Origin of the sequence: Lentisphaera marina (assembly GCF_028745505.1) — a bacterium.
GTDB classification, from domain to species: domain Bacteria; phylum Verrucomicrobiota; class Lentisphaeria; order Lentisphaerales; family Lentisphaeraceae; genus Lentisphaera; species Lentisphaera marina.
In genome coordinates, this window is record NZ_JAQZZL010000001.1 from 2,398,838 (window position 1) to 2,423,799 (window position 24,962).

The following is a 24,962-nucleotide window of genomic DNA, read 5'->3' on the forward strand; positions in this document are numbered from 1 at the left end:
CCCGGTCGAAGTGCCCAGAAAGTCTTTCAAAGACAGGAGCGCCAATTCGTACCGAGAATAATTAAATTTATATGTTCCTTTTTTAATTCTAAAATTTCTCCCCCAGACCCCCTCATTATATTTATCTATTTAATTACTTGGACTACTATAGGAGCGCCGGCGACCCGTCGGCATACGAGAACATGACTCCACAAGACTTACTTGGATAAGGGTAGGGAAAGCTCCTTGCGGAGCCTCCCCTCCTTCCGAACCGTACGTGCGGATCTCCCGCATACGGCTCTCCGGTCAATGCTTACTCCGAAGAGACTGAGATTCCAGTAACCAGGCCTCTTCCAGTGAAAAGAACCCTAGTTCTACAAAGTATTTCTTGGTATATTTCTTGTTATCGATAATCCGATGAGTACCTCTCTTACGGTTGTACTTAGCGATGATACTGCGCAACCTTCTTCGAAAGAAAGCATCAACTTCGAGCATAGTCCAACGATTGGAATGCTTGAAGTACTCATACCAACCTTTGAGACTAGGCCTGAGGGCTTTAATAATTTCTTCTATGGATTGCCAATGACAACGCCTCGTACGCTTGCGTATAGTATCCTTAATTTTAGCCATACTCTGTTTTCGGGGCCACCTATTTATTCTGCCCGTCCTTTTCGAACGCTCAAAGTGATAACCTAGAAATTCAAAGTACTCATCTTGCTGATTCATATCGGCAATTCGGGTTTTATCGGGGTGAAGATTCAGACCATGGGCCTTCATCCAACGCTTTATCTTGCGCAAGCCCCGTTTAGCCGATTTTGCATTATCGCACATCACCAGAAAGTCATCCGCATACCTCACTATTTCAAAACCAGCGTCTCTCATCCTATGGTCGAATTCATCGAGATAAATATTGGCGAGCAGTGGGCTAATTACGCCTCCTTGCGGAGTCCCTTTCTCGGGTTCCCACTCCTTGATTCCGTCGAATATCCCCGCTTTGAGGAAAGCTTCTATAAGGTCAAGGACCTTGCCATCACTTATTTTCTCTTTGACTCGTGCCATGAGTTTGTCGTGCGGTATCATATCAAAGTAACTTTGAATGTCCGCATCAACGACATAGAGCTGTCCTTGCGTAAGTAGATGATGAACCCGCCTAAGCGCGTCTTTACATCCCCGTTGCGGACGAAAACCAAAACTCTGTGCAGAAAATTCCGCATCATATATCGGTTCAATAACATTCTTGAGCGCAGTCTGAACAACTCTATCTCGCACGGTTGGTATTCCCAATGCACGCGTTTTACCGTCGGCTTTTGGGATCTCTACCCTGCGAACGCATTGCGGAAGGTAAGTCCCCGCCTGTAATTGCTTCATCAATTGTTCAGTATTGTGCTCTAACTCTGATTCATAACGATCCAAGCTCACCATATCCACCCCGTGACTCCCGCCGTTTGCACGAACAGATTCCCAGGCTTCTACAAGGTTCACTTCTCGCGCTACTTTATCTATTAAGCTATACCATTTCCTACCTTCAACTCTTGTTTCAAGAGTTCCCAGCATCTGATCTGTCCAGACTGAAGTTGAGGCCCACGCACGAATCTCTTCGGTGCGCCCTAACTGCTCCCATGAATGTTTAGTCGTCTCTGACAATTGTTTCATTCCTTCATTCTTTTCTTCTCAGTTTCATCTTCCTACTCTCCTTCGCTCTGACGGCTTTCACCGCCTTCTTTACTACTATGAGAGCTCTGACTTCTGCATGCCTTATTGCACTGCACATGCAGATCTCCCTGATTAACGTCACACAACCTTCACGGCATTCCGTCTCCAACCACCCTATAGACTTCCTCTACTGCTTTGCTACTCGCTGATATTCAGCATAGAGGATTTTCAGAACTACCTTTTTTTTTTCATTCTGTTCCAAGCTTCGCCAAGCGCACGCAGGCTCGCCAGTACTATAAAGCCGAATCGAGTTCGTCATCCTACGGACTGCTGTTTCGTCTTGCCTTGCTCTCCACCCCGCCTCACGACAACGCAGTTAGGTTCGACTACAACATAATCAGCCTTTGTTGATGAGGACTTTCACCTCATTGATTGTGTGCGCTCTCAGGCGCACGAGCGCCGGCGACCCGCCGGCATACGAGAACATGACTCCACAAGAAAAAATAAAGTATTATCAAATCATCGAAAAATATCTCGACAAGGGCTATGGCTCATGTCTTCTTAAAGATTCGCGCAATGCGCAAATAGTGCTAGACACATGGAAGTTCTTTAATGGTGAACGTTATGACTTAATTGCTTACGTTGTGATGCCAAACCATGTTCACCTTTTGATAAAGACTTACGAGAAGTGGCCTTTAGCAAAAGTGGTGCATTCTTGGAAAAGTTATACGGCGAAAGAAATTTTAAAAAATGAGTATGGTGATGATTCCAATGCCGGCGGGTCGCCAGCGCTCCCAAATAAAGTTTGGCAACGTGAATACTGGGACCGTTTTATACGCGATGAGAACCATTTTCTTAAGGTTATTGAGTACATTCATCAAAATCCGGTCAAAGCGGGCCTGTGTAAACTTCCGGAACAATGGCTATGGTCGAGTGCTTATAAGCCTAAAGAGAATTAGTAATTGTGGATATTTTAAAATGAGATTTATTAATTAGGGTTTTTCTATAGCTTTTTTATGCCGGCGGGTCGCCAGCGCTCCCAAGTGAACATGCAAGGGAGTACTCATGCAAGCTATGAGCTAGGAATTCAAAATGGAGTACAGAAGAGTACAAAAATTGTGGAGTCCGCTAAGAGTGCTTACTTAAATGATAAGTATCAAGGTCAGAGTTATTTACTAAAAAATGTCAAAAATCAAAAAAAAGCACGGCAGGTTTTTCTCTGAGGGAAATAAAGAGTTGACAAGAATGAATATTTTTTAAAATTATAAACGCTGTAAAGAAAAGCATTCACTACTCCGTGTAAAGATGAACAGACTCCAAGTTGGGGGAAAGCCCCCCCCACTTTCCCTGCCCAAAGGATCATGCCCCTTATTGTGGGTAATCGTGAAGGTTTAAATAAACACTGAAGGATTCTGTAATATTTTACAGACTTGCTGCAACAAAAGATGAGAAAATTTTTAGGATAAGAAATAAATGACAGAAGAACACGAAGAAAAAGTTGGCCTAGAGAACCAAGAAGACTTCGGTGTAGTTACCCAGGAAGAATTAAAAGAAATTCAGGAACAATACCGCAAGCAAAAATTAAAGGATACTTTACTTGGCCCGGTCATATCTACCTGTGTACACGTCTTCCTAATTCTTCTTGCTTCGCTTTTCAAAGGCGAAACCAAAGCTGGCAGTGCCAATGTAGAAGTCACCCAGAAAATTGAAGAAGTGATTGAAGAACCCCCTCCGCCTCCTCCACCACCTCCGCCTCCACCCGAACCGGAACTCAAAACAGAGTCGGAAACGATTAATCCCGAAGTTACTGAAACGATGGATCTTACTGAAGATATTGCCACTGAAATCGATGATACTGACGAACCTCCAGCCGCTGAAATTATGGATGATGTAGAACTCATGTCAGATGTTAAACCATCCACCTCACCACTCACATCTGCAAAGATGTTCTCATCTCGATCACCGAATGCCAAAGCCAATGCCATCCGAAAACATGGTGGCTCAGCTCTTGCACAGAAATCACTTGCTAATGCACTCGACTGGCTGGCAAAGAATCAGAACCCAGATGGAACTTGGGGCGCTGCGAATAAGGAATCCATGACCGCACTTGCTGTATTAACTTTTCTTGCTCATGGAGATACACCTAAATCAAAAAAATATGGTGTTCATGTTCGCAAGGGTATTATGAAGTTAGCAGAATGGGGTAAGCAAAGTAAATTTCCTATAGGAATCCTTAATGAAAAACCAAAAAAAGGATCCGCCTATACCCATGGCCTTGTTGCTTACGCAATTGCAGAAGCCTACGCTATGACGGGTAATTATGTTTTGCTTGAACCCCTTAACAGAACAATTCAATATATCTGTGATAAACAAAATCCTGACGGCGGCTTTTATTACGCATATGAAAATAATGGTCATTCAAACCTTTCTACTGCCTCGTATAATTTCCAAGCCTTAAAGGCGGCCAAAGCGGCTGGTTGTGATCTACAAGATCTCCCCGGAGCTATTGATAAAGCGATTACTCATCTTAAAAAACATGCCACTGCTACAGGCTTTTATTACCGTACCGATTCAAAAAATATACGCGCGCCAGCAATGCGTGGCGTAGGCGTTTTGTGTCTACAATTACTTGGCGAACCTAATTGTAAAGAAGCGAAACGTGTAGGCGATTATGCCGCCAAGCACGATATCCAGCATCTTGAGTGGAGAGATAATGGAGAAATAGCACTTTATTTTTGGTACTACACAACTCAGGTCCTGTTTCAACGTGGTGGTAGTGGATGGAATGCGTGGAATAAAAAATTCCAAAAAATATTAATTGAAAATCAAAATCCTGAGGGCTACTGGTTGAGCCCCACCCCACTTGAATTAAATCATTGTGGTAATCAGTTAATTGATAATCAAGTGTACTCTACCGCAAAATGTGCTTTGATGTTAACGGTTTATTACCGCTACTTGCCTTCATCTGCCATCAAAGAATCAGGTGGTGATAAGCCCAGTAAAAAACAAAAGGAAGCCGCAACCGGTGAAGAAGAGATTGATATTTTTATATAAATCAAAATATATTCTTCCGTGTTTTTCCGTCATCTTATGTGCTTAAATATAGTTCCTAGCCATTAGTTCTTAGCTATCATCATTATTTTATGACCTATTGATAAATAAAAACCCATCATTTTCTCTAATTAACTGTCCCAATAAACCCATCAGTCCGTATAAACTTAATGAATTTGTAAGTAAAGTTTATCAAAAATCAAAAACCTGTAAAGAAAACTCTTATCATTTCCGTATTAATAAAAAAAATTAGGGACATACAATAGGACTCAAATGAACAAATTTATTTTACTAATTACTTTATCACTCACTTCACTACTGAGTGCCGCAAAAAAACCCAATATCATTTACGTACTTATGGACGATATGGGACAAGGAGATGTGAGCTGCTTTAATCCTTCGTCAAAAATTCATACTCCACATATCGACTCTTTGGCGGCAAATGGCTTCGGATCAAAGGCTGGAGCCGATACCGTAGAATATGTGCAGCAGGTCATCAATGACGTCTGTAAGAACTGGGGTGGTGATAAAGATAATCTTTATTTAAGTGGCTTTTCCCGTGGTGCAATTTCCTGCGGATATATTGGTTTGGCCAACGATGAGATTTCCAAACTCTGGAAGGGATTGATAGCTTGTCAGCATTACGATGGCTCGCGCTGGAACCAATCTCGTATGAATGATGCCATAAAACGTGCCGCTCGTTTCAAAGGCAAAGCCATTTTTCAAGTTGATAATAAAGCCGAAAAATTCCAAGCTTTAGTAGCAAATACCGATCCATCAGTAAAATGGACCTGGGCAAATTCCGGCCTCGGCAACCATGCCACCACCATGTTCCTCGATAACAGGGACATGATGATCCAATTGCGACAATGGTTTAAAGATTTGACCACAAAATAATGAAACCACGAAAAAGCACTAAAAATCACAAAATTGCGAAGTCCGCAATACTTCGATCACATATTTGTAGGTCGGACCTACGGCCCTTTATTTAAATTAGTAATTCAATTCGTGGGGCTTCACCCCACGCTAGTTTAGATCGGGCTTCCAGCCCTGTTTTTTTCTGTAACACTCATACTTAGGGACGCCGGCCCTTTATTTAAATTAGTAATTCAATTCGTGGGGCTTCACCCCACGCTAGTTTAGATCGGGCTTCCAGCCCTGTTTTTTTCTGTAACACTCATACTTAGGGCCAGCGGCCCGACCTACTCTAGCATGCACCGTTAAGGTGCATGATTTATATAACAATCCATCACTAAAGGGCCGTAGGTCCGACCTATCAATTTTTGAGGCCTGCAATACTACGGCAACACCTTTATTGGTCGAAGAAACATCTTCGATTCACCCTATAATTTCGAGCATTCTTAAAAAACAGAAAATATATAAAACAGCAATTAATTATCGTAAAACAATAATTAATTACTTGAATATGATAAATACTAACTTATAATCATAAAAACTTAATTGTGTAAAAGTAATCAAAATAAAAGGAAAAATTATGCAAAAAATGCAATCACTTAGTAAGTGGCTTAAATGGATCTTCGCAATGTACTTAATTGTTCTTCCAGTGATTCAAATTGTTATCTGGACCTATTTAGATAAGCAAACAGTTCGAACTGGAGCCACCGAGCTACTTCCCTATGGTGTTGTTTTGCCACCCCCCATCACAGATGTAGTTGAAACAAAGTTTGTCTGCTTTTTAATATCCATGGTACCCACCGCAATTACTATGTTCGTATTCTATTACCTAAGTCGATTATTCTCACTCTATTCAAAAGGAATTATTTTCGAAGATTCCAACGTGAATTTAATTAAAAAAATCGCTTACCTACTTCTTATCAAAGCTGCTATCGGCCCCGTTTTCGAAGCCGCCATCACTGCAGCCTGGACAATGGGCAATCCGGTTGGAGAAAGAGTAATCATGTTAACATCACAGACAATTAACCTCAATGGTATTGTTACCGCTCTTATCATCCTCGTTGCTGCCTGGGTAATGAATGAAGGCCAGAAACTTAAACAGGAACAGTTATTCACTGTTTAAGAAGGACATAACTATGCCAATTGTAATTAACTTAGACGTTATGCTTGCAAAGCGTAAAATGCGTTCAAAAGACCTTGCAGATGCTGTGGGGATTACTCCGCAAAACCTCTGCATTCTAAAAACCGGGAAAGTCAAAGCTCTGCGTATTTCGACTCTCGAAGCTCTTTGTCATGAACTCAAATGCCAACCGGGTGAATTACTGGAATACCAGGAAGAGGAAAGCGCATCCTAACGAACATATACATTATTCAGGATGTGAAAATCTAACTAATAGGCTTCAGATAAAACTGAAGCCTATTTTAAAATACACAGAAATTGCGAAATCCGTAATACTGTAATTACACCTTTCTAGGTCGGACCTACGGCCCTTGATTTATATTAGTAATTCAATTCGTGGGGCTGCACCCCACACTAGTTTAGATCGGGCTTCCAGCCCTGTTTTTTTCCTGTCAAAATCACTGAACCTCTTACTTAAAACTAGCGGCCCATTGTTTAATCTCATTAATTAGGGCCAGCGGCCCGGCCTACTCTAGCATGCACCGTTAAGGTGCATGATTTATATAACAATCCATCACTGAAGGGCCGTAGGTCCGACCTAACAAATTTTGACAAAACCTTTCTGTGTCATTACGTGATCTTCTGTGGTCAAAACAATTTTATGCTGAGCTACGAAAAAGCACTGAAAACACAAAATTGCGAAGTCCGCAATACTGTGATCTAATCTTTCTAGGTCGGACATATTAATCAATAAATACTGATTATTTTCGCTAATCAAATGTCCCAATAAACCCATCAGTCCGTATAAACTTAATGAATTTGTAAGTAAAGTTTATCAAAAATCAAAAAACTGTAAAGAAAACTCTTATCATTTCCGTATTAATAAAAAAAATTAGGGACATACATAGGACTCAAATGAACAAATTTATTTTACTAATTACTTTATCACTCACTACACTACTGAGTGCCGCGAAACAACCTAATATCATTTACGTACTCATGGACGATATGGGACAAGGAGATGTGAGCTGCTTTAATCCTTCGTCAAAAATTCATACTCCCCACATCGACTCTTTGGCGGCCAATGGCATGATGTTTACCGATGCCCACACCAACTCATCTGTTTGTACGCCAACTCGCTATGGTATTTTAACGGGTCGCTATGCCTGGCGAACTCATTTGAAAAAGAGTGTTGTTGGCGGAACATCGCCATCACTCATCAAGCCCGGAAGAATGACCCTGGCGTCATTTTTAAAAGAGCAAGGTTATCATACCGGCATGATTGGCAAATGGCATTTGGGCTGGGACTTTTCATTCCATCCCGATAGCGTTGAAATTGACCCGCTTTACTGGGGCTACACCCCCGGCACAAAAATTAATTACTCCAAGGGAGTAAAAAATGGTCCTGATGTCCATGGCTTCGATTATTATTATTCCCTCCCCAGCTCCCTCGACATCCCGCCCTATTTGTATGTCGAAAATGGTGAAATTACCAATTTAGATATCACTGAACGCAAGGGCGAAGAAGGCAAACGTCTGTGGCGTGGTGGCCCCATGTCGGCTGACTTTGACATCGAAGACTGCACACCCAATTTCTTTCGCCGTGCCAACAAATTTATTGCGCAAAACGCAAATGCAGATAAGCCCTTTTTCCTCTACCTCCCGCTTCCCTCTCCCCACACACCCATTTTACCCATCAAGGAATTTCAGGGTAAAAGTGGCATCAATGAATACGCCGATTTTGTTCTACAAATCGATCACCACATGGGGGAACTCATCAAAACCCTAAAAGAACAAAATATCTTCGATAATACACTCCTGGTTTTTACAGCTGATAATGGTATTTCACCTCGTGCGGACATCGCAGAAATCAATAATGCCGGCCATTTTCCTAGCAATGGCTTTCGCGGTCGAAAAGCCGATATCTATGAAGGGGGGCACCGCGTTCCCTACATCGTCACATGGCCCAATGGTGGAGTCAAAGCAGCTTCAATCACGAATCAGACCATCTGCACCACTGACATGCTGGCAACCCTGGCTGATATCCTCGGTAAAAAACTACCGGATAACGCCGGTGAAGATTCCTACTCCACCCTGCCCCTGCTACTTAGCAAGCCCTATAATTTTGCGCGACCCGCCACTGTACATCACTCCATAAATGGCTCCTTTGCTATTCGCCAAGGCGATTGGAAACTCATCTTCTGTGCTGGTTCAGGTGGTTGGCCCAAGAGTGACCTCACTCCCGATATGGCCAAAGCCCAGGGGCTTCCAGTGATTCAGCTTTACAACCTCAAATCTGATCCTGCAGAAACAGTCAATCTCTACAAATCCTATCCACATATTGTCGATCGCCTTACGACTCAGATGCAAAAGCTTATTGATGATGGACGCAGTACTCCCGGCAAGCCACAGAAAAACACTGGTGCCACCCCCTTCCTACCAGAAGGTTTTGCTGAGCTCTCAGCGAAACTCCCCCGCAAAATAGAAACAAATATTAAGGTCGACGGAATCAAATAAATTAATTGATGCGACTTATTCACAACACACTTAATGATATGGAAAAAAATATGTTTAAAATGAGTAAACTCACCCTACTTGCTACCCTCAGCGTATTGATAACATTTTCAACCCAAGCCCTGGATAAAAAGAAAATTGTTTTTCTGGTAGGAGACGATATACGCCATCCCTCTGGAACACATGAGTTTTTTGCTGGTGCTAAACTCTTAAAAAAATCTTTCGAAGCCAGTCCCTTAGCCGATCAACTTAGCTATACTATTGTCAATAATTGGCCTGAAGATACTTCTGTGTTCAATGATGCCGATGTCATCGTTCATTACTATCAAGGCAATAAGTGGCATTTCATGAACGAGCACCATCTTTTGATTGATAAACTAGCTTCCAAGGGCGTTGGTCAAATCTTCATGCATTATGCAGTAGACCCGGAAGAGGTAGCTGAAGAATATATCAAAAAATGGACCGGAGCCGTTTACAAAACGGGCTACTCTTCCAACCCCCACTGGTTTCTAGAAGCTAAACTCGAGAATCACCCCATCAATAAAGGGGTGGATAAGCTCGCTATCCAGGACGAGTGGTACATAAAAATGGATTATGAATGCGACTGCTCCATCGATCACAAGGGACAGTTAGAACAAGAAAAAGTTCATGCCGTTATGAGTGGAACTCCCTCTGTAAAAAAGGATATTGCTCGATTAAATAAAATTCTTAAAAAAGGCGAGAAAAAGCCTTCAGACTTATTAGTCTTTTGGGCAAAAGAAAGAGCCGACAGTGGACGCGGTGCAGGATTCACTGGAGGTCACTTTCACAAAAACTGGGCTAATGATTCTTTTCGTAAGCAAATTATGAACGCCATCATTTGGTGTGCAGGCATGGAGGTTCCCGAGGATGGTGTAATGTTACGCTTCAGTTGAAATAGGACACATCACTTTTTTTCTTAGTTGAGTTACTTTAAAATTGTAACCCTCCGAAAAGGAAATGAATTATGTCTAAAAAACGCCGTTATTTTAGTGCCGACCAGAAAGTTGTCGCCATTCGTAAACACCTACTTGAGCGAACTCCTGTATCTGATATTTGTGATGAACTCAATATTACAACGACGCTATTTTATCGTTGGCAAAAAGAGTTCTTTGAAAATGGTTCTCGAGCCTTCACCAAGGATAACGATAGTAATTTAAAGAAGGTAGAAAAAGAAAATACACTACTCCAAGCGACTACTTCACAGAAAAATGATGTTATCGCTGAACTCGTGGCGGAGAATATAAGCTTAAAAAAGAAACGTGGCCTGATCTAAATGGAAACTGGGTTAGTAAAAACATCCGAGATCAGGTCGTTCAATACCTGTATAGTTGGCATGAGCGTACGCAAATCAGTCTTCGTAGTATGCTCAAAACCTTAGCCCTTCATCCTAGTAAATTTTATCAATGGAAAATACGAGAAGGCAAGGATAATCAACATAATGGTAAACAACCCAAGGATTTTTGGATTACTGAAGATGAAAAACGAACTGTCATTGAGTATTACCAGTCTCATCATCAAGAAGGCTACCGAGCTGTGACGTATATGATGATTGATGAAGATATTGCGTATATGAGTTGCTCCTCTGTTTATCGTATTTTATCAGATGTAGGGCTTATGCGTACTAAAACCACAAAGAAATCCAGTAAAGGAAATGGATTTGAGCAACCACTACAAGCTCATGAACACTGGCATACTGATATATCTTACGTGAAGATCAATAAAAGGTTTTACTTCTTTATAGGCGTCTTAGATGGTTATAGTCGTTGTTTACTTCATTGGGAAATTCGAGAATCAATGGATGAGCAGGATGCCGAAATAGTGGTTAAAAGATCTTTGGAGAAGTTTCCAGAAGCAAGACCTAGGATTATTACTGATAATGGTTCTCAGTATACAGGGCAGGAATTCAAAAAATTCATTGCCATCCATGGTCTCACTCATGTTAGAACTTCTCCATATTATCCACAGAGCAATGGAAAGTTAGAACGTTTTCATTACACTTTGAAAGAGGGCTCAATCCGGCCAAAAGTTCCCTTGAGTGTAGAGGATGCGAGAAGAGTTGTCACGCAGTACGTGGAGTACTATAACAACACCCGTCTTCATAGTTCTATTGGCTTCATTACTCCAAGCGATAAACTTATTGGTAAAGATGTGAGTATTATTCAAGAAAGAAAAAGAAAACTCGCTGAGGCAAAAATTCGTAGGTTAGAGTTCTTTGCAGAAGCTTCATAAGCCAGTAATGTAACAAATCTCAGCTAAGAAAAAATGCCTAACTGTCTAATTTCCGCTGAAGCAGCACAGTAACAAGTCCCAAAATTACTGAAGATCATATCAATGAAAATTTAGACAAGCGCAAACCTCGTTTACAACGCATCTCCTTAAGCACCAAAGCGCTGAATTAAAAATTTTAAACCCTGTAAAGAAAGTTTACGCTCATCCCGTGTATAAAAAGAAGTCGTTTCGCAAAAAATTAAATAAAATGATATCTAGTAGGATAATAATGAACAACTCAATTAAAAAATTCTTATCACTTACACTCGCTATTGGGCTCAGCAGTATCGCCCTAGCGCAAGGTACCGCAACACCCCCAGAACGTATTCGCATTGCCGACGGTTTCAAAGTCGATCTACTTTACTCAGTCCCGAGATCCCAGGGCTCGTGGGTAGCGATGTGCACCGATGATAAGGGTAGACTCATAGTAAGTGACCAAACCGGTGGCATTTATCGATTCCCTGCTCCGGCAGTAGGAGAGGAATTCGATGCTTCAAAAATTGAACAAATCACTTATGCACCAGTGAGTAAATTAAAGAAGGGAGCTAAACGAACTGAAGCTGAAAAATCACTTCCCTTACTCGGTCATGCTCAGGGCTTATGTTATGCCTTTGATAGCCTCTATGTAGTTGTTAACGGACGCAACACACCAACGGGTTCCGGGATTTTTCGTTTGCGCGATACCAACAATGACGACCGTTTCGATAAGATAGATGTGATTCGCAAACTGAAATCCACCGGTGGCGAACATGGACCTCATGGTATTATCAAATCTCCTGACGGGAAACACCTTTTAGTTGTTATGGGTAACCAAACAGAGCTTCCTAGGAATTATAGTCATTCCCGTGTACCTGAATTATGGGGCGAAGATCAGCTCTTTAAACCAATAGCACACTATATGGTGGGTGCAGAAGCACCTCTTGGTCACGTCGCGCAAATTGATCCGGAAGGCAAGACATGGGATGTTATTGCCACTGGTTTCCGTAACCAGTACGACATTGATGTTAACCAGCAGGGTGAACTCTTTACTTTTGACGCTGACATGGAATGGGATCTCAATACTCCCTGGTACCGCCCAACTCGCGTTAATCACATTATTGATGGCGCTGACTTCGGCTGGCGTAACGGCACGGGTAAATTCATGGATTACTGCAGCGACACTTTTGGCGCAGTAGTGGACATCGGACCTGGTTCCCCAACGGGCGTAAGCTTTGCTTACGGTGCTAAATTCCCGGCTAAGTATCAGCACGCTTTTTATATTAGTGACTGGTCATACGGTAAACTTTATGCCGTACACATGACTCCTAAAGGATCGACTTACACGGCTAGCATCGAAGAATTCGCCAGTGCTCAGCCACTGCCTTTAACAGATCTTCTTATTCACCCTGATGGCAATATGTATGTCACTATTGGTGGCCGCGGTGTGCAGTCAGGACTTTATCGCATTCGTTACACAGGTTCAGAGTCAACAGCTCCTGCCAAGGCATTGGTCGGTGGTGAAGCAGCTCGCAAAGAACGCAAAGAACTTGAATCCTTTCTTCAGGCTAGTGCGAAGCCCGCAAATGCAAGTCAGTTAGATCAAGTTTGGAAGGCTTTGGGCTCCAGTGATCGCGGCATCCGTCACGCGGCCCGTGCGACTATGGAAAAACAGGATATCTCGAAATGGAAAAGTCGTACCCTAAGTGAAAAAGATCCTCAAACTGCCTTAGCGGCACTCATTGCTTTAGCTCGTAAAGACAAAAATTCTTCTGCCGAGATCTTAACTCAGCTCATGAGCTTTGATTACAAGTCTTTGAAAAAGCAACACAGATTGGATTTATTACGCGCTATGACTCTAGCTATGACTCGTGGTGGCAAGCCCAATAAGGCTCTATCCGGTCAGCTTGTTTCTTATTTAGATCAGGTTTATCCAGCCATCACTCCAGAAGAGAATCGTGATCTCTCATTATTAGTGGGCTTTTTACAGGCACCTTATGCTGCGCGTAAGGGGATAGAACTCCTAGTTGAAGCTTCCGGTCAAGAAGAGCAAATCGGCTATGCGCTCAATCTTCGTTACCTCAAAGTTGGATGGACCCCGGAATTGCGCAAACAGTATTTTGAATGGTTTGTACTCGCGGGTGGATACTCAGGCGGAGCAAGATTTAAAAACTACCTTAAAGATATTAAGAAGCATGCAGTTGCCTCTATCCCCAAGGCTGAACTGAGCAAAGAACTTCAGGCACTTATCAATAAGAAATCAAAAAGTACTGGCCCACGTTTTAGTCTTAAAGCACGTAACTTTGTTAAAAACTGGACGAACAAGGACCTCAAAGATCTTGCTGGCAAGGGCGTAGAGCCAGGTAGAAACTACAAGAATGGTCGTCAAATGTTTGGTGCAGGTAGCTGTTACGCTTGTCACCGCTTCAATAATGAGGGGGGGGCAGTGGGTCCTGATTTAACGTCTGCGCGCGGAAAGTTCAGTGCCTATGACTTACTGGAAGCTATCGTTGATCCGGGCAAAGATATCAGTGATCAGTACGGTGCGAGTATCTTTAAATTGAAAGACGGCAAAGTGATTACCGGTCGTATTATGAACATGCGTCACCCGGAATATTGGATCAATACAGATATGATGACTCCCAGTAACGTTATTAAAGTCAAAACTGACAAGATTGAATCCATCGAAGACTCACCGATTTCTATGATGCCTCCGGGCCTACTCAATACCATGAGCAAAGATGATATTCAGGATCTTCTAGCCTACCTCATCTCAGGCGGCGACCCCGATCATGAATTTTTCAAAGGAAGTCAAAGTTCATCGGGAGCTAAGCAACTTTTCAATGGCAAAGACCTAAGCGGCTGGAAGGGTGATTCCAAACTATGGAAAGTTCAGGATGGCGTTATCTACGGCAGTACTCATGGCCACAAAATCCCGGTCAATACATTCCTCGTATGGGACGGTGGTGATGTGGAAGACTTCCACCTCACTTGGGAAGCTAAGTTCGAAGTCAATAACTCGGGTATGATGTACCGTGCTTTCTGGAATGATGAGAGTATCTACCGTCTCAGTGGTTATCAATGTGACATGCACCCTAAGCCTGAGTTTGTCGCCATGCTTTATGGTGAAGGCCTCGGCGAGAAAAAACAAAAGCGTGGTATCATTGCTAAGCGCGGTCAAAAAGTTGAAGTTGACGCCAATAGAAAGGTGAAAGTTACAGGTAAGACAACTGATCCTGAAACATTAGATCTGACTCAATGGCAAACTTACGAAGTCATTTGCAAAGGCAATCGCCTCATTCACAAGATCAATGGTAAAGTCACTGTAGATATTACTGACAATCACCCGGAGGCACTCAAAAAGGGCATGATTGGCATGCAGCTTCACAAAGGTGTACCCATGAAAGCTTGGTTTAAAAATATTCAGTTAAAAAAGTTTTAGTTTTATGAGGGGGGCGCTTCGCTTAGGTAGACGATTTTGTTTCCCCCTGCGCCATTGGTCTGAGCTGGCTGAAATAAAATTGGCTATAGGTAATAGGAAAATAGAGTTGCCCCTGCGGCAGTAGCTGGGAGAGTCGGGTGAAATATCACCATCCGGTTGAGAAGGAAATCACGATTCCCTATCATAAGGAATTCCTCGACTTTGATGAATTTCTTGGCTTCGAAGCAGTGACCAATTATTTCCGCAAAGCCGGCGAAAAAGTAACCCCGAGGAAGAATTCCCCGATTACTTACCGGGTCGGAAGTAAAAAGATCGACTTTCAGTTCAAGAAAGAGGGAGAGTATCTTACAGACACTCTAACCGATCTCTCCGTCGACTTCATTGAGCGCTGCGCTGAGGATAAGAAGCCCTTTTTTGTATACATCCCCTTTAACGCACCGCACGCTCCCATACAAGCAAAGCCCGAAGACCTAAAAACTCTGTTCCCGAAACGTAAGATTGGAAAAACTGGGAAAGACAATAATCGCGAACGTATTATGGCGATGGTCCATGCCGTGGACCGCGGAGTTGGTAGGATTATCAAAACACTGGAGAAAACTGGACAGCTCGATAACACCCTAATCATCTTTGCCGGCGATAATGGTGGCGAACAAAACCTGTCTCTAAGCTATCCTATGCACGGCTTCAAGCACGAGCCCTTTGACGGTGGAATCCGCGTACCCTATATCGTGTGGTCAAAATCCCTGCAGAACTCCGAATCGAAACCCGACTACTATGATGGTCTCGTCTCGCTCTGTGACATTCTGCCTACGTCCTTGAAGTATGTTGATCCGTCAACGGAACTTGCTTCCCTGAAAAGCGACGGCACCGATATCATGCCTTATCTTATGGGCAAGGAGCCACCGTTAAAGGGGCGTGCCTATATCAATTTGCGCACCCTCAACCACAGGTCCAACACCTGGAAAGGGGGTCGGGACACCAAGGGTAAAACCATCGGCTCCTGTATAGCTCTTCTCGTTGATGATTGTAAGCTTATGAGGCTGGCTCAAGACTCGAAGAAACAGGAAGAGTATTCGTATGCATTCCATCATCTACCGAATATGATTGGTAAGGATCGGCCCAAAGCGGCACTGAAAGAAGACTACTACGAGAGTACCGACAATAATCATCCGGAGAAGAAGAAAGCGATGATCAAACAACTTGAAAAGCTTCTTGAAGGAACAAACCTCGACTGATAGCGAAAGGAACAATACCGTATACCACGCCAAGAAAAATCAGTGCTATGGGAAAAAGCTTCTACCTGCTTAAACCTACAAAACGCATATAATAGAAAATCAATATAAAACTAGGCCTTACATGAAAACAAAATCCCTACTTGTCGCTGCAACGGTAGCCCTATTCTCTCCTTTCATTTTTGCGGAGAACGCAAAACCCAACGTTATCCTCATTATGGCCGATGACCTCGGCTGGGGCGATACAGGATTTAACGGCAGTAAAGTCATCAAAACACCTCACCTCGACCAAATGGCCGCAGAAGGCCTCCAACTCGATCGCTTTTATTCGGCTTCAAGTGTCTGTTCCCCCACGCGCGCTAGTGTCCTCACAGGTCGCAACCCCTACCGTACAGGCGTCCCCACTGCCAATCAAGGCTTCCTACGCCCAGAAGAAATCGCCCTCCCCGAAGTCCTCAAAGAACAAGGCTATGCAACAGGACACTTCGGTAAATGGCACTTAGGAACTCTGACTCACACAGAAAAAGACTCCAATCGTGGCAAACCCGGCAACAGAAAAGAATTTAACCCACCTAAACTTCATGGTTACGAGGATGCCTTCGTAACAGAAGCTAAAGTACCCACTTACGACCCCATGATTAAACCAAAAAACTTCGATAAAGGAGAATCTTTAAAGAAGGCGAAGAATCAGAACAATACGGAGCTTTCTACTGGGATATCGAGGGCAAGAAAGTCACTGACAATCTCAAAGGCGATGATAGCCGCGTCATTATGGATCGCGTTCTTCCCTTTATTGACCAAGCGGTCGCTGACGAAAAACCCTTCCTCTCCGTTGTTTGGTTTCACACACCTCACCTCCCTTGCGTAGCTGGTCCCCGTCACCAAGAAATGTATAAAGGTCACCCCAGACGCCGAATTTGGATGCATTGGCGGCGCGTGGCATTTTGATGATTAAATCCTTTGCGCAATTCGCAATAATTTGAACGATATCCCATTCGGTCGGACCTGTGTTCGTGGGGTTGCACCCCGCACTGGATTAGGTCGGACCTACGGCCCTTGATTTTTTATCTAAATTCTATTCGTGGGGTTGCACCCCGCGCTGGATTCGGCCGGGCTTCCAGCCCTAGTTTTTTCAAGTAATAATCGCTATTATCTAATATTTAGGGCCTGCGGCCCTACCCATTCCAGCATGCACCGTTAGGTGCATGACCAATTGCTAACCTTAATCCAAAGGCCATAGGTCCGATCTACTAAATTATGATAAAACCTTTCCGTGTCATTCCGTAATCTTCTGTGATTAAAGAAAAGGAAGTAAATAGAATATGATAAAGAACTATTTTGCTTCGGGGTGTTCTGCCAGTATAGCTTTAAGTTCTTGAAGGACTGCAGGGTTCTTATCGGCGAGGTTTTCTGTCTCCAGTGGATCAATTTGGTAATCGTAAAGTTCGTAGTACACACCTTTGCTTTTCTTACTTTTCCATTCAACCATTCGATAACGATCTGTTCTAATAGCTCGCCCCATGTAAGTTTTTGGATAGACATGGTAAGCATGATTTCTAATCTGCTTTTTCTCTCCTTTTAGTACGGAAGCAAAACTTTGACCATCTATCTTGTGGGGACCTGATGGGATGGGTAAAGCTGCCAAATCAGCTAAGGTGGGATAGATATCGACTGTTTCGATAATTGCCTGCGTCGAACTTTTAGCCGCAATATTTCGAGGGTCAACAAAAATCAGCGGTATCCTGGCCGACTCCTCGTAGTTACTGTGTTTTGTCCAAAAACCATTATGTCCCAGGTGATAACCGTGATCACCCCAGAGCACAACAATGGTATTGTCACTTAACTTTAATTGATCAAGGGCTGACATAACTCTAGCTAACTGGGCATCCATATAAGTCAATGAAGCGTAGTACCCATGAATGAGAGTCCTTTCGGTTTCTTCATCCATTTCTTTCATTGAATTGATTGGCATATAATTCCCCAATTCACCTTTAAGTTCCGGCTTATAAGCAAATGTTGGAGCACCTTTAGGAGGCTTTCTATTTACTGCTAAAGGAAGCTTCTTTGGATCGTACATGTCCCAATATTTTGTAGGTGCACAAAAAGGTAAATGAGGTTTAGTGAAACCAACCATAAGGAAAAAAGGCTTTTTACTCTTTTTGGCTTCTTGTAGTCGTTTGATTGCCTCATCAGCTATTCGCCCATCTGCATAGGCATTATCCTGAACGTCAGCTTTTTCCCAGGCTGCCCCCGGCAAAAGACCTTTTTGAGGCTTGTTTGAAAACAAAGCTTCCTCACGACTCATTTTTCCACCATTGCTTTCCTCAAGAAGGTACTCTATGGGCGATTCTTTTTGAAAAGGTACACTCCAGGAAAGCGGATCATTGACATTGCCATGACCAATGTGAAAGACTTTACCTACACCTTGTGAAATGTAGCCATGTTGCTTAAAAAACTGAGGTAAAGTAATCGCATTGGGAACTTTCTTTCTAAAAAATGTTCCGAGATTGTAGATGCCTAAAGTACTTGAGCGCGCTCCGGTCATAAGGTTATTTCTAGATGGAGCACATACAGCCTGATTGCAGTAGGCCATGTCAAAACGCATGCCCCGTGAGGCGAGATCATCGAGTCCGGGGGACTTCACAAAAGTATCACCGTAGGCTCCAAATGAAGGTTTAAGATCATCAACTAAGAAAACTAAAACATTAGGTTTTTGAGCACCCGATAAAGTGGTGATCAATAGAAATACCTGAATCCGTGAGCTGATCTTAAAAAACAGCTTAAAAACAAGAAAACCTGTTGGTTTATAGTAATTTAAGTTACGACACCAAAATCACCCAACAGGTTTTCTCATGAATAAAGCATTTAAACTCGACACAGGCAATGATTCCCTTCACAGTATTGGCGGAATATTTTTAGGTGGCCAAGTCCTTCAACAAAGTGAAATTGACGATGAGTTCAATACAGATCACAAGGCCAATCATATCTTTCAAGATCTAGATATTTTCAAATCACAGGTGGGGTTACTGATTCAGGGGCGTGAACGCTTCACAGATATTAGTCAGTTTCGTGAAAACGAAGTCTTTATGAAATCACTTGGATTAAACAAAGTTCCATCCGAGGAACGTTTGCGTCAACGACTAGAAATCATGTCTTCTGAGCATGAAGTGCATTTAAAATCAGCGAATACAAACCTGCTCAAAAAACAGTGTATAGGTAATATATCAAAAGGGGGGATGAATTTTATTCCACTCGATATGGATGTATCACCCATGGATAACTCCGGTAGCCATAAAGAAAATGTGAGTTGGACATATAAAAATCATGACGGATTTTCTCCCATGTTTGCCTACCTTGGAACTGAGGGCTTTATGCTAAATAATGAGCTGCGTCCAGGTTCACAGCATGCACAAAAAGGGATGCCAGAGTTCTTAGATGACAGCTTTACTATGATCAAAAAATTAAAGCTTAAGCACCCCGTACTACTTCGTTTAGATTCCGCTCACGATGCTGAGGTTAATTTCGGACACCTTCCTGATGATCAATATTTTCTGATTAAACGGAACCTTAGAAAGGAATCTAAAGAACAGTGGCTATCCAACGCACGGCGTTTAGGGCGACAGCTTAAATCTCGAGATGGTAAGAGTGTCTTTGTCGGTGAACTCCATCACAAACATCCTGGAAACAATGAAGAACATAAAGTGGTTCCTGTTATTTTTAAAGTTACGGAACGACTCGAAGATCAAGATGGCAATCGACTTTTGATGCCAGAAATCGAAGTGGAGACCTATTGGACGAATTTACCTTTAGAAGCCGAGGATGTGATCGAACTTTATCACGATCATGGAACCAGTGAGCAGTTCCATAGCGAATTGAAGAGCGATATGAATGTAGAGCGTTTACCCTCAGGGAAATTTAAAGCGAATCAATTCTTTTTGCACTGCGCTATGCTCGCTTTTAATGTGCTCAGAGTCATTGGTAATCACCTTATCCATAATAAATCTTTGGCTCCAATTAAAATCAAAGCCCAACGACGCCGCCTACGGTGCGTGATACGTGACTTGATTTTAACCGCTTGTAAACACGTAAAGCACGCAGGAGATGAAACTCTCAAGTTTGGTCGACATAGCCCTTGGTTTAAGCTGTATCAAAAAATATCATTTAGCCTTTAATCCACTAATAAGAAGTTTATTGCAAAGCTCTTTTATTGAGTTTTGTGCTTTACTCTGTCCAAGTTGGGTGAATTGCCTTAGAAATTGCTATATTTACTATCCTTAGACACCTGATCACGAGCGATAGGCTTAAGAAATAAGGACATCTCACAATCTGGGATAAAAACGATCTAAGAATTACTCGACCAAACCATTATCTCATGAATCTCAAAACCTGATCACGGATTCAGGAAATAATATGACAATTGACTTATTCATTAATTTAAATTCTTAGGTTTGTAAATATGTTCACCCTTTTTCGCAGCTTGATATGCCTCATTTGTATCAAGCAATGCTCCTGGATCGCCACTCTCTTGAAGCCATTTTTCCAATTCTTTTTTTAGACCAACTTTAATAGAGGAATATTCAGGATTGTCAGCTAGGTTTTTCAGTTCGAATTCATCCTGTTCTGTGTGATAAAGTTCTTCCTTTGGACGATTAGTATATCGTTGAACAAGATTAAAAATCTCAGGGCTGTATGTAGACTCCCAAATCCATGAGCCCCAATATTTATTATTCAATTCTCCTGTTCCTTTGATACCCATAAGATGTTTTTCAATAAATTGATTTTCATGCTTGAGGTTCATAATATAGCGAAACTTTCCATTACTGATTGAACGAATCGGAAAAGGTGGCCCTTCAGGTGTGTTATTGTGTATGCCATAAACATATTCCCTGTGAGTTTCTGTTTCTCCAGTAAGTACATTTTTAAAGCTTTTACCATCATACTTTGAAAAATCTTTGGCTCCGGCGATATCCATAAATGTAGGAAGCACATCAGCATATTGTATAAGTGCATCAGTTCTTTTGTTTTTTGGAGTTTTTCCCGGCCATAAACTTATGAAAGCTGTATGCAGGCCCGTGTTGAAATTTGTCCATTTACACCCAGGAAACTGAGCACCTTGTTCTGAGGTGAATATGACCAGGGTATTATCTTTTTGTCCTGATCTTTCCAGACTTTTTAATATATCTCCAACTTGTTCATCCATATAGGTAATTTCAGCCAGGTAACGGCTAAACGCTTCACGAGTTAACTTAGTATCAGCAATATTTGGTGGAAGTTGAATTTTCTTGTCTGGGTACTGAGTTCGGTCTCCCATAACCCAAGGTACATGGGGTTCGACCAAAGCAACAACCAAGCAGAAAGGCTGGTCTTTATTGCTCATAAATTGCTCTATCCCTTGATTACTATGTTTTTGTGTCGGGTTTCTTACGCAGGATTTATCAAAGCCTTCTATCACTGTGAACGGGAAAACACTCTTAGGTTTAACGTGAACTTTTCCAGCAAGTCCTACTCGATACCCCAAAGCTCCTAAATCCTGCGGCATAGTTGTTAGACCTTTGTATGCACTGGAGTGATTCCAGGCAGCTCCATTATTAAATGGGTATAGGCCACTATAAAGCTCCGATCGACTAGGGGCGCACATCGCTTCTGCTACATAAGCCTGATTAAAAGTTAAACCCTCTTTAGCAAGAGAATCAATATTTGGAGTTAGAGCATTGGCACCACCATAAATTGGCAGGTCGTTGTAGGTGCAATCATCGGCTAATATTATTAAAAAATTTGTTTGTTTTTCTGCTTTTATCGTGAATATCAAACAAAAAATCAATAAGGTTAAAGCTTTCATAATGTTCTCATTTTTCATCTTTTATAATCCAGTTTTTAGGTGACTTAAAGCCATCGCGACCATAAGCGCAATGGTCAATGGGATTTTTTTGTCTATCTTTAAATTCTTCAAGCTTTTTAAGCATGAACTTAACTTTCTCGGGATACTTCCCCGTTAAGTTAATTTCTTCACTCGGAGAGTCTTTGAGATTATACAGTTCCAAAATCTTTGTTGATTGATTTCCCTTATGACTAATCAGTTTAACTAACTTAAAATCTCCATCAATAAGTGAGTAGTGTTCTTTGTGAGGACTCTGATGAATATAGCTAAACCAAGCCCGTTCATGTCCTTGCGATTTACCTTGGAGAACTGGCAAGATATTTTCTCCATCAATAGCATATTTTGCTTTATTCAGATCTATGCCTATGACCTTACAAATTGTCGGAAGAACATCTATGTAGCCAATAGGCACACTATTAATTTCTTTGCCATCACTTATACCCCCTGCCGGCCAGCGAGCAGCAGCACATACTCGAATGCCACCTTCATAAACAGAGAACTTCCCATCGCGAATTTCAGTTGCAGACCTGACTTTATTGACCCCTCCATTATCTGAGTAAAACAACACAAAGGTATTGTCAGCAATATTCAGCTCTTGGAGTTTGTCGAGGATTGTTTCTATGCCATCGTCCATCGATTTTACCATGGCTGCATAGATTCGTTTGTTCCCTTTTAGGTTTGGGAATTTATCTATGTCTTCTTGTTTAGCCTGAAACGGAGAATGTGGCGCATTTAAAGCAAGATAGACAAAAAAGGGCTCGCCCTGCTTGTGTGATTCTTCAATATACTTAACGGTTTCCTTGGCTAATAGGTCAGTAGCGTAACCTTCTTCAAACACGGGGTCATTATTTCTATGCCAATCATTTTCTCCTTCCCGCTCATGAGTAAAGTAATCAATCGCACCATTTAAGTGACCATAAAAATGCGTGAAGCCCTGATTCAATGGCAGGTGAGATTCTTGGGAATGCCCCAAGTGCCACTTACCAATAATTGCTCTGCGTTTGTAGCCGTTTTCTCCTAAAACTTTTGGCAATGTCATCAGTTCAGAATCTAGCCCCCGCTTACGCCACGGTGGAATGACGGATCGCATCAGACCTAAAGTATGAGGCCAACGGCCACTTAAGGTGCCAACTCTTGTGGGAGAACATACTGGACATACATAAAAAATTATTAAGTTTAACTCCTTCAAAGGCAATACGATCAATTGCAGGAGTTTTGATAATAGCATTGCTACCAGCGGTAAATGAAACATCGTTATAACCCAAATCATCAGCAATAATGAGCAATATGTTTGGTTTATCCTGAGCTAGGGAAACAAAGGGGAGCAATAAGATTGTTATTAGCAGCTTTTTCATTTTGCCTTCTTTTCTCCATTCATTGGACTTCCTTCTTTATCCTTATTTGAGGAAGTGTGCTTTTCCAAGCTTTTAAACGCGCAATCATCTTTTGGGTAAGTTCAGGATGATCATCAGATAGATTATTTTGCTCGCCCGCATCATTGGTGATATTATAAAGCTGTGGATTTGATCCATCGTAATTACAAAGCAGTTTCCAATCGCCATCACGCATGGCAAGGTCAGGTAGATTTTGAAAGCCATAATAAGACTTCCTGTCGGGTGGCCTATCGTAGTAGATTGGGGCCTTTCTGGATGCCATAGAATGACCAATTAAAGTGTCCGCCATGTCTTCACCATCATAATTTTCTTGCGAGTTCACTCCTGCCAGTTTGAGTATTGAGGGCACTATATCGATGGCAAAAAAAACCGACTGTTTATTTCGCGTTCCTTGCTTGTCTTCAGCCAGTATGCCCGGTCCCCAGGCAATTAAAGATGAGCGAATGCCACCTTCATAAAGATGAGTCTTATACCCTTTCAAATTGGCCGCCTGACCTGCGTCTTTCTCCGGACCATTATCTGAACAAATAAGAATCAGAGTATTATTTTTAAGTTTTGGATCAGCCTTAATAAAATCAAATAGCTGCGCAAATTGGCTATCCATTTCTTCTAAAACACTCAGATAAAGACTGCGTTTATCCGCTCCACGGTGCCAGCCTTCAAGCGTGGGATAAAAGGGTGAATGAACATCATCAGGCCAAAGGTTTATGTAGAAGGGCTTATTATCAGCCTGGGCTTTTTGAATAAATTTGATCGAGGCCTTAGTGAACTCATCTGTAATCTTGGCACGATCCGTCCAAAAAATTTCGCCACGTCCCAATTTCTCTGAATCCTGCCATATTTTGCGAAATTGCGGTTTTTGTGGAGTGCGTACCAATGGTAATAGACGTGGACCCAGTCCTTCAAAGTTCGTTAGTGATTCATCAAAGCCGTACTCAGTAATCAATGGTGCATCACCAACGTTACGCTGCCCCCCCATATGCCATTTTCCAAAATGTCCGGTAGCATAACCCGCTTGTTTTAGACTTCTCGCCAGCATGGGAGCTTTGGGGTCAAGCCAGTTGGCCATGCCACGTTTTTTATTGACTTCACGGCGTGCTAAGTAGGAATTAATTTTCCAGCGCTGGGGGTATTGACCCGTTGAAATGGCGACACGTGATGGAGAACAGATGGGGGAATTTACATAAAACTGCTCAAAGCAAATACCCTCAGCTGCTAGAGTATCGATATTTTTAGTCTGCGCATCACTGTTACCAAAACAGGAAAAGTCAGACCACCCCATGTCATCAATAAATATCATGACTATGTTCGGACGATCCTCAGCTTTAACAACACAAAGGAAACACAAGAATGCGGTGAGTAAAAATTTCATACACTATCCAATTTAATTTATATATGAAAATAATTTTATATGACAAAACTACTGTTTCTATAATATAAAAGATTATTTCTATAAGAAAATGACTCCTAGTTCCAAAAATAGCGCGCTAGTCATCATGAGGTCTTAGTTCTTAGTTCT

At 42.1% G+C, this 24,962-nt stretch carries 19 protein-coding genes; 13 read left to right on the forward strand and 6 right to left on the reverse strand.

From position 1 onward, the window contains the following. Positions 1–285: 285 nt before the first annotated feature. Positions 286–1,632 carry a group II intron reverse transcriptase/maturase gene (gene ltrA / locus PQO01_RS09690; RefSeq protein ID WP_274312433.1) on the reverse strand — a complete coding sequence of 449 codons (1,347 nt, stop codon included), beginning with the start codon at positions 1,630–1,632 and terminating at the stop codon, positions 286–288. A gap of 485 nt (positions 1,633–2,117) precedes the next feature. Here ltrA and PQO01_RS09695 point away from each other — a divergent pair, with 485 nt between their 5' ends. The 12 genes from PQO01_RS09695 to PQO01_RS09750 all read left to right on the forward strand — a co-directional run bounded on the left by PQO01_RS09695 (position 2,118) and on the right by PQO01_RS09750 (position 17,039). Next, the gene (locus PQO01_RS09695; RefSeq protein WP_274313814.1) at positions 2,118–2,591 is read left to right on the forward strand and encodes an REP-associated tyrosine transposase; all 474 of its coding nucleotides are present in this window, start codon (positions 2,118–2,120) and stop codon (positions 2,589–2,591) included. A 514-nt stretch (positions 2,592–3,105) separates the two neighbouring features. Then, entirely contained in the window at positions 3,106–4,686 is a 1,581-nt protein-coding gene (locus PQO01_RS09700) for a prenyltransferase/squalene oxidase repeat-containing protein (protein ID WP_274313815.1), read from the forward strand. Between the two features lie 270 nt (positions 4,687–4,956). Next, positions 4,957–5,580: an alpha/beta hydrolase gene (locus tag PQO01_RS09705; RefSeq protein ID WP_274313816.1), complete on the forward strand. Its 624-nt coding sequence runs from the start codon at positions 4,957–4,959 to the stop codon at positions 5,578–5,580. A gap of 598 nt (positions 5,581–6,178) precedes the next feature. Further along, complete coding sequence (locus PQO01_RS09710) at positions 6,179–6,721, forward strand: DUF2975 domain-containing protein (protein ID WP_274313817.1); 543 nt, start codon at positions 6,179–6,181, stop codon at positions 6,719–6,721. Positions 6,722–6,734: 13 nt separating this feature from the next. Continuing rightward, positions 6,735–6,953 carry a helix-turn-helix domain-containing protein gene (locus PQO01_RS09715; protein ID WP_274313818.1) on the forward strand — a complete coding sequence of 73 codons (219 nt, stop codon included), beginning with the start codon at positions 6,735–6,737 and terminating at the stop codon, positions 6,951–6,953. Positions 6,954–7,633: 680 nt separating this feature from the next. Further along, positions 7,634–9,235 carry a sulfatase family protein gene (locus tag PQO01_RS09720; RefSeq protein WP_274313819.1) on the forward strand — a complete coding sequence of 534 codons (1,602 nt, stop codon included), beginning with the start codon at positions 7,634–7,636 and terminating at the stop codon, positions 9,233–9,235. Between the two features lie 50 nt (positions 9,236–9,285). Then, a complete protein-coding gene (locus PQO01_RS09725) occupies positions 9,286–10,146 on the forward strand; it encodes a ThuA domain-containing protein (protein WP_274313820.1) in 861 nt (286 codons plus the stop codon). 71 nt (positions 10,147–10,217) lie between these two features. Then, the gene (locus PQO01_RS09730) at positions 10,218–10,526 is read left to right on the forward strand and encodes a transposase (RefSeq protein WP_274312221.1); all 309 of its coding nucleotides are present in this window, start codon (positions 10,218–10,220) and stop codon (positions 10,524–10,526) included. 47 nt (positions 10,527–10,573) lie between these two features. Continuing rightward, complete coding sequence (locus PQO01_RS09735) at positions 10,574–11,482, forward strand: IS3 family transposase (protein WP_274314052.1); 909 nt, start codon at positions 10,574–10,576, stop codon at positions 11,480–11,482. 268 nt (positions 11,483–11,750) lie between these two features. Further along, complete coding sequence (locus tag PQO01_RS09740; RefSeq protein ID WP_274313821.1) at positions 11,751–14,939, forward strand: 3-keto-alpha-glucoside-1,2-lyase-like domain-containing protein; 3,189 nt, start codon at positions 11,751–11,753, stop codon at positions 14,937–14,939. 137 nt (positions 14,940–15,076) lie between these two features. Next, positions 15,077–16,174: a sulfatase family protein gene (locus PQO01_RS09745; RefSeq protein ID WP_274313822.1), complete on the forward strand. Its 1,098-nt coding sequence runs from the start codon at positions 15,077–15,079 to the stop codon at positions 16,172–16,174. Between the two features lie 121 nt (positions 16,175–16,295). Then, the gene (locus tag PQO01_RS09750) at positions 16,296–17,039 is read left to right on the forward strand and encodes a sulfatase family protein (RefSeq protein ID WP_274313823.1); all 744 of its coding nucleotides are present in this window, start codon (positions 16,296–16,298) and stop codon (positions 17,037–17,039) included. 465 nt (positions 17,040–17,504) lie between these two features. Here PQO01_RS09750 and PQO01_RS09755 read toward each other — a convergent pair whose 3' ends face one another. Further along, positions 17,505–18,911 (reverse strand): sulfatase, encoded by a 1,407-nt coding sequence (locus PQO01_RS09755; protein WP_274313824.1) that lies wholly within the window; start codon positions 18,909–18,911, stop codon positions 17,505–17,507. 112 nt (positions 18,912–19,023) lie between these two features. Between PQO01_RS09755 and PQO01_RS09760 the strand changes: the two genes are divergently transcribed. After that, the gene (locus tag PQO01_RS09760) at positions 19,024–20,343 is read left to right on the forward strand and encodes an IS1380 family transposase (RefSeq protein ID WP_274311999.1); all 1,320 of its coding nucleotides are present in this window, start codon (positions 19,024–19,026) and stop codon (positions 20,341–20,343) included. Positions 20,344–20,600: 257 nt separating this feature from the next. Here the strand turns inward: PQO01_RS09760 and PQO01_RS09765 are convergent, their stop codons facing one another. Genes PQO01_RS09765 through PQO01_RS09780 form a run of 4 tightly spaced genes read right to left on the reverse strand, consistent with a single transcriptional unit; the run spans position 20,601 to position 24,815 of the window. Beyond that, a complete protein-coding gene (locus tag PQO01_RS09765) occupies positions 20,601–22,028 on the reverse strand; it encodes a sulfatase family protein (RefSeq protein WP_274313825.1) in 1,428 nt (475 codons plus the stop codon). Next, positions 22,018–23,220, reverse strand: a complete 1,203-nt coding sequence (locus PQO01_RS09770) for a sulfatase-like hydrolase/transferase (RefSeq protein WP_274314070.1) — start codon at positions 23,218–23,220, stop codon at positions 22,018–22,020. Before PQO01_RS09770 ends, PQO01_RS09765 begins: the two co-directional genes overlap by 11 nt. Continuing rightward, positions 23,111–23,404, reverse strand: a complete 294-nt coding sequence (locus PQO01_RS09775) for a sulfatase-like hydrolase/transferase (protein WP_274313826.1) — start codon at positions 23,402–23,404, stop codon at positions 23,111–23,113. Before PQO01_RS09775 ends, PQO01_RS09770 begins: the two co-directional genes overlap by 110 nt. A 19-nt stretch (positions 23,405–23,423) precedes the next feature. Further along, complete coding sequence (locus tag PQO01_RS09780) at positions 23,424–24,815, reverse strand: sulfatase-like hydrolase/transferase (protein WP_274313827.1); 1,392 nt, start codon at positions 24,813–24,815, stop codon at positions 23,424–23,426. Positions 24,816–24,962: the final 147 nt, after the last annotated feature.